8 protein-coding genes and 1 riboswitch are annotated in these 13,387 nt (G+C 35.9%); of the genes, 4 read left to right on the top strand and 4 right to left on the bottom strand.

Annotation, left to right across the window (positions count from 1 at the left end; translation table 11 throughout):
• Nucleotides 1-132: 132 nt before the first annotated feature.
• Entirely contained in the window at nt 133-1,035 is a 903-nt protein-coding gene (locus tag ACIQXI_RS14615; RefSeq protein WP_402926224.1) for a MerR family transcriptional regulator, read from the top strand.
• Between the two features lie 209 nt (nt 1,036-1,244).
• Nucleotides 1,245-1,931, top strand: coding sequence for a ZIP family metal transporter (locus ACIQXI_RS14610; RefSeq protein ID WP_402926504.1), 687 nt, complete (start codon nt 1,245-1,247; stop codon nt 1,929-1,931).
• A 125-nt stretch (nt 1,932-2,056) separates the two neighbouring features.
• On the opposite strand, the gene ACIQXI_RS14605 is transcribed toward ACIQXI_RS14610, so the two are convergent.
• Both ACIQXI_RS14605 and ACIQXI_RS14600 read right to left on the bottom strand, forming a co-directional pair.
• The gene (locus ACIQXI_RS14605) at nt 2,057-3,118 is read right to left on the bottom strand and encodes an S-layer homology domain-containing protein (RefSeq protein WP_402926222.1); all 1,062 of its coding nucleotides are present in this window, start codon (nt 3,116-3,118) and stop codon (nt 2,057-2,059) included.
• 247 nt (nt 3,119-3,365) lie between these two features.
• Entirely contained in the window at nt 3,366-4,004 is a 639-nt protein-coding gene (locus ACIQXI_RS14600; RefSeq protein ID WP_402926220.1) for a hypothetical protein, read from the bottom strand.
• Between the two features lie 175 nt (nt 4,005-4,179).
• Here ACIQXI_RS14600 and ACIQXI_RS14595 point away from each other — a divergent pair, with 175 nt between their 5' ends.
• Nucleotides 4,180-4,629 carry an AraC family transcriptional regulator gene (locus ACIQXI_RS14595; protein ID WP_402926217.1) on the top strand — a complete coding sequence of 150 codons (450 nt, stop codon included), beginning with the start codon at nt 4,180-4,182 and terminating at the stop codon, nt 4,627-4,629.
• A gap of 128 nt (nt 4,630-4,757) precedes the next feature.
• Here the strand turns inward: ACIQXI_RS14595 and ACIQXI_RS14590 are convergent, their stop codons facing one another.
• Nucleotides 4,758-5,447 carry an ABC transporter ATP-binding protein gene (locus ACIQXI_RS14590; protein ID WP_402926215.1) on the bottom strand — a complete coding sequence of 230 codons (690 nt, stop codon included), beginning with the start codon at nt 5,445-5,447 and terminating at the stop codon, nt 4,758-4,760.
• A gap of 1 nt (nt 5,448) precedes the next feature.
• Nucleotides 5,449-6,483 (bottom strand): ABC transporter permease, encoded by a 1,035-nt coding sequence (locus ACIQXI_RS14585; RefSeq protein ID WP_402926212.1) that lies wholly within the window; start codon nt 6,481-6,483, stop codon nt 5,449-5,451.
• Between the two features lie 658 nt (nt 6,484-7,141).
• Nucleotides 7,142-7,226: riboswitch (cyclic di-GMP riboswitch) on the top strand.
• A gap of 237 nt (nt 7,227-7,463) precedes the next feature.
• Between ACIQXI_RS14585 and ACIQXI_RS14580 the strand changes: the two genes are divergently transcribed.
• A complete protein-coding gene (locus ACIQXI_RS14580; RefSeq protein ID WP_402926210.1) occupies nt 7,464-13,268 on the top strand; it encodes an NPCBM/NEW2 domain-containing protein in 5,805 nt (1,934 codons plus the stop codon).
• Nucleotides 13,269-13,387 lie beyond the last annotated feature (119 nt).

The raw sequence follows: 13,387 nt of genomic DNA, 5'->3' as shown, positions 1-13,387 counted from the left end.
ACAATAGTTATACAAATTGCTTTTTATCCGTTAAAATATATCTATAGGTTTGATTTTCACTCTTAATAAACCTACAGTATAATTGTTAAGATAATTCGATACTTTTCAAACTGGAAAGAGGGTTGACGAACTATGACATCTGTCAATTCAACAACATGGCATTATAATATTACACAAGTTTCCGAAGTAACTGGTCTTTCAAAGCAAGTTATTCGAAAGTGGGAAGAACGCTATCAACTTGTTGAGCCTAAGCGCTTGGACAATGGACATAGAGTTTACACTGAAAAAGATATTCAAATACTGTTAAAGGTACGAAAACTATCCGAACAAGGGTATTCTATAAAACAAGCTGCTTCCGTTGTAAAAACGATGAAGCCGGAAGATCAGCCTATAGAAACAAGCGTGCCTCCTGTACATGCTGAAATGAACGATTTTGTGTTTCTTCTTTTAGAAAAAGGCGCTCATTGTGATGAAATCGAAATTAATCGAATTCTGCAAGAAGCACATTACGCACTTGGCTTGCCCAAATTCCTATCTACTGTAGTCATACCATTATTACTTGAAGTAGGGATGCGTTGGGAAAAAAGGGAATGGTCCGAATATCAAGAAGCTGTCATCACGATGGTTATACGTGATTATTTAGTACAGATACGACGCAGTTATCAATACAAAGAGGATGCCCCACTTATTATGGGTGCATGTTTGCCTGGAGAATACCATGAAGTTCCGCTCCATATTTTACTTTTACAAGCAATGTTACTTGGATGGAAATCATTTTTAATTGGGAGCTCTCCTGCCATGGGTGCAATTGAATCACTCGTTTCTAAATTTCAGCCTAAAATTGTGTTACTGTCAGCTGTAACGACAATACCATTTGAAACCTATCCTTTTCTTTTACAACAATTGGAGGATTTTGCAGCCACGTATCCTTCTATCAAGTTTTATTTAGGCGGAGCTGGCGCTATTGAATATACAAAAGATAAAAAATTAACACGCATTTCAATTGCACAATCGATAGAAGAGGTTTTCCAGTAAGGCATATTATCTACAAATGGAAGGGACTTTGCTGATTTTCCTTTCATTTGTATGTAGTGAATTATATTGTTCTTTAGAAAGAAATGTTTAAAAATGAACTTGCCATTTATTTTTGACAACGCTTCCTCATATAACCCCTTACGTTGCATATATTTTGTAAAACGGACTTCAGTTTAATATGGGGCGGAGGAATTTCGCAGTTGAGTGCAATGATACTTGGAGGATTTCTATTTTTCAGCGTGAGCATAGGTGGAACAATCGCTTGGGTTTTTTCTAAGCTTTTTCAACATACAACCCAAGGCTTATCATTATTATGTGGTGGTTTTTTAATAGGTTTACTTCTTCTAGATATCATTCCATCTTCTTTTCAAATGTACAAGTCATTTGGCATTATAATAGGGATTCTTCTTGGCTATTTAGTGTTCCAGCTACTCCATAGTTTTTTTCATCCTACTAATTTTCAAAACTCCTCTGTAACCTTACTTGCCATTGCTATGGTTATTCATACCATCCCAATTAGTCTTACCGTAGGAAACTTACTAGGAAATTCTGCACTAAGTATTACACTTACAGCCTCCATTATTCTCCATCATCTTCCTGAAGGCTTTGCACTAACAACAGCATTCCTATCACAAAGTACAAAGCTATGGAAATTAGTTATTTATTTCATCGCGTTTTCGATTTTCTTTATAGTATTTATTTTAATAGGTCAATTTTGGGATTTAACAATACGGGCACAAGGCATATTGATGGGGCTATCAATTGGTTTAATCGGCACAGCTAGTATTTCAGAATTTATTTTACACCATGTACAAACCGTAACTTTAAAAGCCTTCCTTACTTATATTCTATTAGGCTATTTTTTAAGCTATATGTTCCATGTTTTCGTAGGATAAGTAAAATGAGGTTTTCTAAAGAATAAAAATCCACTTCGCTTTTCGCGTGCACGATGTAAGCCGCAGAAACTGAGTGGATTTTTACTTAGTGAATTGTATTAAATTGTGTGAGTGCCTGGCACTCTTTATTCTTCACTCGCCATCATTAACGTAAGTGTTAAAATTTTTGAAAACTGAGCACGTGTAAGGTTCGCTTTTGGATTAAACTTACCGTTTGCTCCTTCTATAATTCCTAATTGCTGTAATAAGCCAATCGCTTCTACAGCTTCATTGCGCATCTGATTTTTATCCGAGAAAGTATTATTTTTATTGGCACTCGCTACATTAAAGTCCATTGCTTCTAGATAGCTTGCTGTTACATGTGCCATTTCCTCGCGGGTAGCAGGCTTGTTTGGCTCAAAATATTCACCGTCGAAAATTTCGAGTAAACCATATTCCTGTAAAATCGCTACTTCTTTTGCACCCCAGAATCCTTGCATATCTTTGTAAGAAGCTGGCCCTTCATAATCTTCATTTACATCCAACCCTGAAGCTCGGAAAATCATTGCTGCTAATTGCCCACGCGTTACTTGCCCATTAGGATTGAAGGTTGTATCAGTAGTGCCCGTGACAATTCCTGCTTGATAAAGTACTTGTATATAACTCTCAGCCCAATGGCCAATTGCATCTGTAAAATAGCCTCCTGGTCTTAAATTTACATCTGCGCGGTTAAATACTGTAATTAAATCATTCATGTCTTCTTTGCTTGCAGCTTGCCATTTCCCCGCTGTAAAAATTTCAACCGTGAAACTATTGCCTGATTGAGTAATTCTCATTTGAATCGCATCACCAAACAGTTTTTTAAACTCGGCTAAATTTTCTTGTAATGCCTTTTCGCCTTCAGGGAATAAGTTTGTCCCATCCGCATAAGTTTCCATTATTGCCTTTAGCGAAATTTTAACAGTAATGCTATTTTTAGTTGTAACTAAAGTTAAATCATCCTCATTGTCAAACCCTAGCTTAGAAAGTAATAGCATTTTGTAAACATCTTGATATGACATGGATTGCACTTGATTTGTCGCTGCAACGACCTGTTTTGGATGAATAATGTTTACTACATCTTCATTACCTTTTGCATACGCTTGTATACCGAATCCCCCTGTAAAACACGCAATACTTAAAGCTCCAGCTAAAATCGTTTTCTTCATTTCTCTTTCCCCCTTCAAGTCATAAAATCAGTGTACTCAATTCCCTATCTACAAATCTATAAATATATGTAAAATATTGAAAATTATTATAAAGTCCTATTTTTTAAAAACGAAGATAGTGACTTAATCTTTAGCCACCTAAGTCTAAACATCTACAAACACAATGGTTAAAAAGAAAAAAACAACCCTAATAATACCACTCGCTAATTGTGTGAGAATTGTATGAGTGACTGGCACTCATACAATTTTACTCAATTAAATTTTCCCCTTGGGCATTCACTACTTTAATATCATATATATTTTTAGGAGGTACCTTAGTTTGTTCTTTAGCTTGTAAAATCCCTGTTACAACCTCTGCCATTTCCAACGCCGTTTGTAGTGCCTCTTTTTCTGAACCATTGATAGATGTTTGTATCGTAATAAAAGTTTGATGATCGGTCGTTATGCTTTTAAATACTTCAAACGCTTGAAGACCTTCTACAATCGTTTTTAAAAAAGAGCTCAATTCTTTATCTATTTGTCTGTTTTTATTATTCACAGAGGTAAGTTCCCATCTTTCAAAAACAATTTTATAATCCTTTAGGAAAGAAGATTCCATAACACTCTTGGCCATCGGTTCGATATCTCTTTTAACAACATTAAACCGTTCTTCATCGGCAACAACTTGAAATACCAATTCTTTCTTTGCTGTTGTTTTCACATCGACACCGACATATAGTTCATTCACTTTTTCTTTCAATGTCGCAATACTTGTCTCTTCTTTAGTTGCATAAGACCCTTGCTGCCCTTTATTGTTAAAACTATTGTCTGCCCAAATTTTAATAACAAAGCTACAGGTAGCTATAACGAAAATAGCCATTCCAATAATAATTCCTTTCTTTCTCAACACAAAATCCCCCCTATTAAAGAAGGTATGACTTTAAAAACATAAAAAATGACTTACCTATCTAAATGAGTACTTCCTAAATAAGATTATTAAAAAGAAAACTTTCATTACTCAAAAATCACTTGTGAAAAATTTTTTATCATATTACCTTTACTTAGGAAGGGAGATGGAAAAAATGAAATTTACAATAGAAGAATTAGCACCATCAAAAATCGCCTTTTTCAGGAACGTTGGTGAATATGGTGAAGCAAATAAAATGCTTATGGAATCGTTTAAACAATGGGTACAAAATCAAAAAACATTAAAAAATCAATATACAATTTTAGCAATACCGCAAGATAATCCAGACGTTTCACCTAAAGAACAATGTCGATATGACGTTTGCATTTGTATTGAGCGTGATTTTCATGTAACACAACCTGCTCAAGTTGGTACATTTGCTGGAGGAAAATACGCAGTATTTTTACTTGACCATACAAAAGAAGCTGTCAGCGAATTTTGGGGCAAAGTCTTTTCAGAAATAACAAAACAGCAACTAGCCATCAGACCTGAACCTATTATCGAAAGATACAGTGCGCAAATGATTGAGCGTCACTTATGTGAAATATTAGTACCAATCCACTAACGAATGAACAGCTTTCAGGAACAACTTGGACACATTCACGCACAGGCTTGTAGCAAGTTTCTATACAGTCACTGACAATAAAAAAGTGTTAGATCAACAGCTGTTAATCTAACACTTCTTCTCAAATTTTAGTTATTTACATTTTGCAAAATTTTACCGTCATTCATTTTTACGACTTGATCAGTATAGGCAAGCATTTCTTCATCATGTGTCACCATCAAAGTCGTAATGTTTAATGTTTTTGTAAGCTCTCGAATTAACTCCATAACATCCTTCGATCTTTTTGAATCTAAGCTCGCTGTTGGCTCATCCGCAAAAAGTACTTTCGGTTTATGAATTATTGCTCGTGCAATGGCAACACGCTGTTTCTCCCCACCTGATAATGACGAAGGATAGGCATCTTTCCGATGATCCATTCCTACTAAGTTTAAAACACGTTCAACTTCAATTTGTTGCTCACGTTTTTTCAATGTTGTTTCTGATACCTCTAGCATAAGCAAAAGCTGTTCTTCTACTGTTAAAAAGGGTACTAGATGTGCAAATTGAAAGACGAAGCCAAATTGACTCGCACGTACTTGGCGCACTTGCTCGGCACTCAATGTCGTCAGATTTTTTCCTTCAAAGATCACTTGACCATCCGTAGTAGGTTGCAAACCCGCTGCAATTGTCAGCAGTGTACTTTTCCCGGAGCCCGAAGCACCGACTAAAGCCGTTACTTCACCTTCTTTAAGGGTCAAATTAATACCTTTTAATATTTCTTCCTGTACTTCACCATTAGTAAATGTCTTTCTAACATTCTCCATTGTAAATAATGTCATATTAGACCTCTCCTTGCTGTATCGCTTGTAGTGGTTGAATTTTTTTAATTTGGAGACCTGAAATCGTTGCACCAATAAATCCAATAACAAGGAATACAACAGCCAATTGTGTTGTCGTTGCCAAACTTAAACTAAACGGCATTCCTTGTGGCGCAAATTGATTAAAGAGTTGGCTTAATGCAATCGATAACACAAGTGAAATAACCGTAATCACAACCATCTGCGTCCAAATCATTTTAAAGAGCTTACTTGTTTTTAAACCGATTGCTTTTAAAATTCCGTATAAACCAATCTTTTGAACATTCATCATATAGAAAAAGATTGCAAACAACATGCCACTAATAACAACTAAAAACCATACAATCATATTAAGAGACATTTGTTCTGCGTTATAACTAGGAATCGTATTTAAAAAATCACCTTTTGAAAATGCTTGTAGGCCTGTATACGCTTGTGAAGTATCTGCATCTGGTGCGAATATTAATTGCATTTCTTCCACACGATAAATTTCTTTGTAATCCTCCATGCTAATATAAGCTACAGGCGCATGACTATATTTCTTTTGCTCGACAAAATCTTTAACAATAAACTTACCACTAAATTGATTATTCGTTACTGTGTCGCCTACTTTTATTCCTTTATCCTTCAAAGAGCTATCTAAAATTATTTCCTCATGCTTCACATTTGCAAAGTATGGTGAATCGGTAGCTGTTACAAAGGCAACGCTTTGTTGCTTCCCTGCCTCATCATTAATAAAGCCCATTTGAATAGAGAATGCTACAGCATCTTTTTCTTTATTCAATATGTCATCTTGGATAGTGCTGTCTATTCTTGACAGATTATATGTTTCATCTGCATCCTTATTCATGTAGAACTGCCCCGCTGGTAAATCCTTAATAAGTGCAGCATTGTCTTGCGATAGTCCATTAGCTAAACCCGATATAATAAAGGTTAGTAAACTTACCAAAAAAACAATTGAGCCTAAAATCAAAAATCGCACTTTATTTTTTTTCATTTCTTTTATAGCCAGGTTCATCTGAAAACCCCTCCTATTTCTTTTTCACATCCTTAGCATATAGTTGCTAAATGAACAGAACATGAACTGAAAATGAACGGAACATGAACAAAACATTACAATTGAAACAATATAGCGCAAAAAAGCCTGCTACTCCTATAGAGAAGTAAAAGGCTTCACGCTTACAATGAATTACATTAGCGCTCATAGTTGTTTCGTAAGTATTTGAAAATCACCAAAATGATGCTCGTAAGTACCAAATTTAATATCGGATGACTGTCTCTAAGCTGTAATTCTTTCACTATATCTTTAGCTCATTAGCTAGCACTTACAGCCCCCATTCCTTACATATTCCTAAATACATTTTACTGATGGAGCGCCCCGAGTAATAATGATCATAACAATTTCATCCGCATTGCCGCTTACAAAGTTAGCTCTTTTACACTATTACAACATTGTTAATATTTTCAATAGCCCACCTATGACATAAGTAGTTTACAACTAAACTATCTATCTCTTACTAAAGTAATTTACACATAACAAATTACCCATCATAGAATTTCGTTATTTTTCCATTCAATTATAAAACCTCGCCATATTACCCTAATATAAGGTGGTAAAATATAGTACTAATTGTACTTTGGCAATTAATTTCTCTATGCTATTCTTTATAGTAGAAAAATTGAATAGGCAAACCTAAAGAAATTTAGGGACGCAAAGCTATAGGGACTAAGGTTATTTAACTATGTCAGCCAGTTGCCGAAGAGTACATACTACTTTTTGTTTAGTAAGGTCATAGATAAGCAAATTACTAAAAAAATGATTTTCTAATATAATTTCTAAAAGATAAATTATATCTTTTAGCGTTTTTTTAGTGCCCACATTTCATAGTGGTTATTTTTGTATATTTTTTATGATTTACTTATTTGAAATGAAGCTACTCTTTTTGAGTGGCTTTTTTATGTGCTCAGTAGGAAAAAATTCATAAGGAGGAATATTTAATGAAAGTAGTAAAGATTGTCACAGTGTCTGCCTTGGCTTTAAATTTAGTCGGCGGCCCACTGAATGTTTTGGCAAGTGAAAATCCAAATGGAAACATTGTTAAAACATCGGCTGAAGCTAGTGTGAAACATTCCATCGCTTCGGTGAAAAAATTTGATTTGTATGGCAAAGATATTTTAAAAGCATACGATGATGTATTTAAAATGGCCACTACAAATATTAAGTCGATTACGAACAACGGGGGAAAATATGCAAGTCAATCGATTGATAAAGCAATTGATGGCGATATGAATACCCACTGGGAAACAGGGAAACCAAATAGCGCAACATTCACAAATGAGGTTGTCATTCAGTTCAATGAAGCAACTACGCTCAATCGAATGGTTTACGCAGCTCGTCAATCTTCTACAAGAGGTAAAGGCTTTGCCCAACAGTTCGAAATTTATAGCTCTACTACAGATGCAGGCGATGACTTTACACTTGTTTCATCAGGTGAATATAAAGGTTCTACAGGAGATATCGTTGAAATTCAGTTCCAGCCTACAGAATTTAAACGCGTTAAATTCGTTTTCACAAAAGCAAATCAAGATTGGGCAAGTGCATCTGAGTTCCAGTTTTATAAAGAAGATGCTGTTTCTGACAAAATGGCCACACTTTTTACAGATAACACAATGAGTGCTGTTAGTGATAAGTTCCATTCACTCGAAGCACTTAACCAATTAGAAACTGAAGCAAAAGCTCATCCTTTCTATGCTCAATTTAAAGAAGATATCGACAATGCCAAAGTACTATTAAGCACAGAAGCAATCAAAGCGACAACAGCAGTCACTTCTTCATTTAACCATTACGCAAACGAAGCGTATTCTCGGTTATTTAGAATGGACAACAAAAACATAAAGACTATTCGTAATAACGGCGGACACTGGGCTACCGCCGCTATAGAAAACGCCATCGATGGTGATGTCAATACATATTGGGAAACAAATAGTAGCAACACAGCTACTTTCTCAAATGAAGTGGAAGTTGAATTTAACGAGCCTGTTACATTAAATCGTGTTATGTACGGGGCAAGACCATCAGATCTTAAAGGTTTTGCTGAAGAATTTGAAATTTATGCTTCACAAACATCAAAAGGCGATACGTATGAGCTTGTTGCAACAGGTAAACATAATATGGTTGCTGGATTAGTTGAAGCCAAATTTGAACCAACTACATTTAAACGAGTGAAGTTTAAATTTAAAAAGTCTGATCGAAATTGGGCTACACTTTCTGAATTAGCGTTCTATAAAGAAGATACAATCAATGACAAAATGGCAAAATTATTTACTGATGGCACGATGGATACCGTTTCACCAGAGTTTAATAGCCTTGACAAGATTAACGCGTTAGAAGCAGAAGCGAAAACACATCCACTATACGATACTTATAAAGATAATATCGAGTTAGCGAAAAAAGTAATTAACGGTGAAGTCGTGACAGAAGGAAGAGTCATCGTAGCTGAACAACATGGCAATATGGTGAAACATGCCAACGATAACTTAAAAATTGGTTTCGGCAATAACCTCCAACCAACTGGACTTGCAGCTCAGCCTGGCGATCAAATCGTCGTATACGTTGACGCAGCGGCAAATGGTCCACTGCCTCACCTATCATTTACACAACAAGAAGGTGCTTGGAACAGTTGGAGAAGAGATGTCAGCTTAAAAGTTGGTAAAAATGTGATTACAGTGCCTGCTATTACAAAAACTTCAGCTTATAACAAGGCTGTCACACCAGGTGGCACAATTTACATTGATAACCCTTATACAGCTGAACAGCAAGGAAAGGCACCAACATTACGATTTGAAGGCGTTGAGCGCATTCCTTTTGCAACGAAATCTACTAATGTCGACGAGTTCAAACAGTTTTTAATCGACTATAAGAAAAAAATCGATGAAGACAAAGTGAAGCATCCAAAAGTGGAAGATCGTGAAGTGCTAGATATCGTAGAAGTCGTGAGTGATCATTTATTCTGGACAGGTACAGCGACAGGTGCATATAAAACTTATATTGAAGATGGTTACAGCCCGATCCAAACAATTGATTCCTTTAATACGTTAATGGAAGAACTGTTTAAATATAACGGTTTAGATGGCCGCAATGACAAACATGACCCAAAACTAATTCGAGAAAATGTACGACTTGCGCAACCTTACTCATACATGTATGCAGCGGGCGATCACATCGGTACATTGGATGATGTCGTTTCGGATATTTTAGTGCCTATCGAAGAAAAAGGCGGTTCATGGGGCGTTATCCATGAAATCGGTCACCGTATGGATATCGGTGTAAGAACTTACGGTGAAGTGACAAACAATATGCTACCACAACATATGTCAGCCTATTACGGCAAAATCGATGGACGTATTCCATATGAAGCGAACATCTATAAAAATGTTCTAAAAGAAAACACAAAAGATTACAACGACCAAGGCCTATTTGAAAAACTAGCTGTCTATTGGCAATTAGAAATGTATAGTCCTGGCTATTGGGGTAAATTAAACTCTTTATATCGCGATCGTGATGTGTCACTAAAAGATGGAGATCGCTCTAAACAACAATATTTAGTTGAATTCTCTTCTGAAGCACTCGGTTTAGATTTAAGTGAGCATTTTGCGCGTCATGGTTTCGTTGTAACGGATGAAACAAGAGAAAAAACAAGCAAATATCCAAAACCAGATAAAAAAATATGGTATTTAAATAATAGTGCAGTCGACTATAAAGGTAATGGTTTAAAAGGTAAAGAAATAAACGTAACTTTTGCGGCAAACCAAACTGCCAAAACAAATACATTAAATCTATCAATCGATAAAGCCTATCAAGAAGATTTCTTAGGTTATGAAATCTTTAGAGATGATGAATTAATCGCCTTTACTAGTACTAGCCAATTTATCGATAAAAATGTAGATGTAACGAAAAATTATACGTACAAAGTTGTCGGCTATGACAAAAAATTAAATACATTAAAACCAGTAGAAGTAAAAGCATATACGCCTACCCTATCTGCTGAAGACAATGTAACAGTTAAACTACATCAAGCATTTGAGCCAATGGATTATGTAAAAGCAATTGCATATAACGGTAAAGATATAACAAATTCAATTACTGTTAAATCAAATACGGTTGATGTTACACAAAAAGGCAGCTATGAAGTTGTTTATGAAGTAAATGATGAAGGCATCAAAGAAACAAAAACGATGAAAGTTAACGTCGTAAGCGACATGCAATATATTTCTGATATGACAGCTAAATCGGCAAAAGTCGGTTGGGGTTCATTACAAAAAGATAAATCTGTTGCTGGTGGTACCATTACATTACTACGCCAAGGTGTAGATGCTACTTATGACAAGGGGCTTGGTGCACATGCGAACTCTGAAGTCGTGTATGACATTGAAGGAAAAGGCTTTGATTTCTTTGAAAGTTATATCGGCATCGATCAAGCAGCAAAAGGCCAAAAATCTTCTGCAACATTTGAAGTATGGGTCGATGGTGAAAAGAAATTTGCAAGTGATGTATTCAGAGCTAATACAGATCATGGCTATGTGAAGGTCCCTGTTACAGGTGCAAAAGAAGTGACGTTAATTACTACTGATGCCAAAGATAGTGGCAATTCATCCGACCATACAATTTGGGCTGATGCAAAGTTCGGCAAAGATTCAAGTCTGCCTACTTTAGCTCTAAATGAAGATTTAACATTTGTAAAATTAAATAGTGATTATGATGTTCTAAAAGATGTAACAGCATCTGATATTGAAGACGGCGATTTAAGTAAGCACATTCAAGTAACGACAAATGGTTTTAATACAAATAAAACAGGTACTTACCAAATCGAATATACAGTAACGGATAGTGATAACAACGTTGCAACTGCGACAAAAAATATTTATGTCTATAGCGATGAGAAATTCGCTTCAGATATTAGCTGGAAATCTGCTCAAACAGCATATAATACAGTAAATAAAGACAAAGCATCTTCGGGTGGTTCCATTAAATTACTATCCAATGGTGAAGTGAAAGAATTTGCCAAAGGTATTGGTACACATGCCAACTCTGAAATCGTTTATGATTTAACAAATAAAAACTATGATTACTTTGAAGCTCTTGTTGGTATTGACCGTAATATCCCTGAAAACGGCAATTCAAGTGTGACATTTAAAGTACTCGCTGACGGTCAAGAAGTTTATAACAGCGGCGTTATGAAATATCAAACAGAAGCAAAACTAGTAAGAGTTCCGCTTCAAGGAGTGAAAGAGTTAACACTGATTGCAAATGATTCTGGCAATGGCAATGCTTCAGACCACGCTAACTTTGCTGACGCGAAGTTCTATTTATCGAATGGTAAACCAGAATTAACAATTCCAAAATCAGTCGCTACAAAAGTAGGCACACCTATTAATATCGACGAAACGTACTTAGCAACGGACGCTGAAGATGGTGATTTAACATCACAAGTACAAGTTACTGGTTTAGAACAAGTAAACTTCAATCGAGCTGGTCACTACGACATTACCTACACTGTCGTTGATAGTGATGGCAATGAAGTAACGAAAAAGCGTACAATTTCAGTTGTCAATATGGAAGATTACCATTACTTAACTGATTTTGAATGGCAATCTACACAAAATAGCTATGCAACACCTGTGAAAAATCTAGCAATCAGTCACAATGCAATCCGCTTAACAGGCGACGATGGTCGTGAGAAAACATACGAACGAGGCATCGGTGCGCACTCAAACTCAACAATCATCTATGATTTAACAGATAAAGACGCAGATATCTTCACGGCTTACGTCGGTGTAGACCGTCAAATGTATGGTTCAATCGGCTCTGTGACGTTCCAAGTGTTTGTTGATGGCGAAAAACAATTCGACAGTGGTCTAATGCAATCTCGTGACCCTCAAAAGTACATTGAAGTAAACGTCACTGGCGCAAAAGAACTGAAACTTGTCGTAACAGATGGTGGCAACGGAAACGGTTCTGACCATGCGTCATGGGGCGATACAAAATTACACTATGCCAATGCTGATCGTGTGTTTACTGATGACTTAACAGCGGCACTTGAAGATGCCAAAACTATTAACTTAGAAAACTATACAGCAGAATCGATTCAAGCTTTCCAAACAAGCATGGCTAAAGCTGAAGAGCTGCTTGCCAATGCACAAGCTACGCAAGCTCAAATTGATCAAGCTTTAGAGGAGCTAACACAAGCAAAAGCTGCATTAGTAGAAATTGACTTTAATCAAATTATTGCTATCCCAGACAACTATCTTAAAGTGGCTATCCAGCAAACACTTGGATTGACTGGTGACATTACTTTAGGTGATATGATTAAACTAACTACTTTACATGCACCGAATGCTCGCATAAAAAGTTTAGATGGCTTACAATATGCTAAAAACTTAGCATCCATCGATATTTCAGGTAATAGTATTACAGATTTCTCACCATTAAAAGATTTACAGCAATTAGAAAACATTACTGCTCACCCTCAAATTATTGATGTATCAAGCTTAAAGGGTCCTGAGCTAACAGTGGAAAATCTAGTAAAAGGCTTAGATGGTAACTATTTAAACCCTTACCAAATTGGCTTAAGAAATACAAAAACATTTAAAGAAATTTTTGTAGATGTGGACCAACTTGCACCGAACGCAGACCACTTTAAAATCGATCTTTCACAAGAAGATAAAGGCATGTATATGCTAGTCATCGCTTATAAGTTAAACGAAGACACACTTATCCAAGTATCATACTTTGTGCAAAATTAGTCTTTTTGATGCCATATAAAAACTCCTCCATTTAATAAACGCCCACGGGTTTTCCCGTGGGCGTTTTAGTATTGAAGGAGTTTATTACAATTTGGTAATTTGTGCTGTTAGCATCGGCA

The sequence above is a fragment of the Lysinibacillus sp. NPDC097195 genome, assembly GCF_044762075.1.
Lineage (GTDB): Bacteria > Bacillota > Bacilli > Bacillales_A > Planococcaceae > Lysinibacillus.
Note: the sequence above shows the minus strand (reverse complement) of the source record. Positions and strands in the feature narration are given on the sequence as shown.

Excerpts from the sequence above, each read along its gene's own strand:
- ACIQXI_RS14615 (WP_402926224.1), top strand. The coding sequence starts at position 133 with ATGACATCTGTCAATTCAACAACATGGCATTATAATATTACACAAGTT.
- ACIQXI_RS14610 (WP_402926504.1), top strand. The coding sequence starts at position 1,245 with ATGATACTTGGAGGATTTCTATTTTTCAGCGTGAGCATAGGTGGAACA.
- ACIQXI_RS14605 (WP_402926222.1), bottom strand. The coding sequence starts at position 3,118 with ATGAAGAAAACGATTTTAGCTGGAGCTTTAAGTATTGCGTGTTTTACA.
- ACIQXI_RS14595 (WP_402926217.1), top strand. The coding sequence starts at position 4,180 with ATGAAATTTACAATAGAAGAATTAGCACCATCAAAAATCGCCTTTTTC.
- ACIQXI_RS14590 (WP_402926215.1), bottom strand. The coding sequence starts at position 5,447 with ATGACATTATTTACAATGGAGAATGTTAGAAAGACATTTACTAATGGT.
- ACIQXI_RS14585 (WP_402926212.1), bottom strand. The coding sequence starts at position 6,483 with ATGAACCTGGCTATAAAAGAAATGAAAAAAAATAAAGTGCGATTTTTG.
- ACIQXI_RS14580 (WP_402926210.1), top strand. The coding sequence starts at position 7,464 with ATGAAAGTAGTAAAGATTGTCACAGTGTCTGCCTTGGCTTTAAATTTA.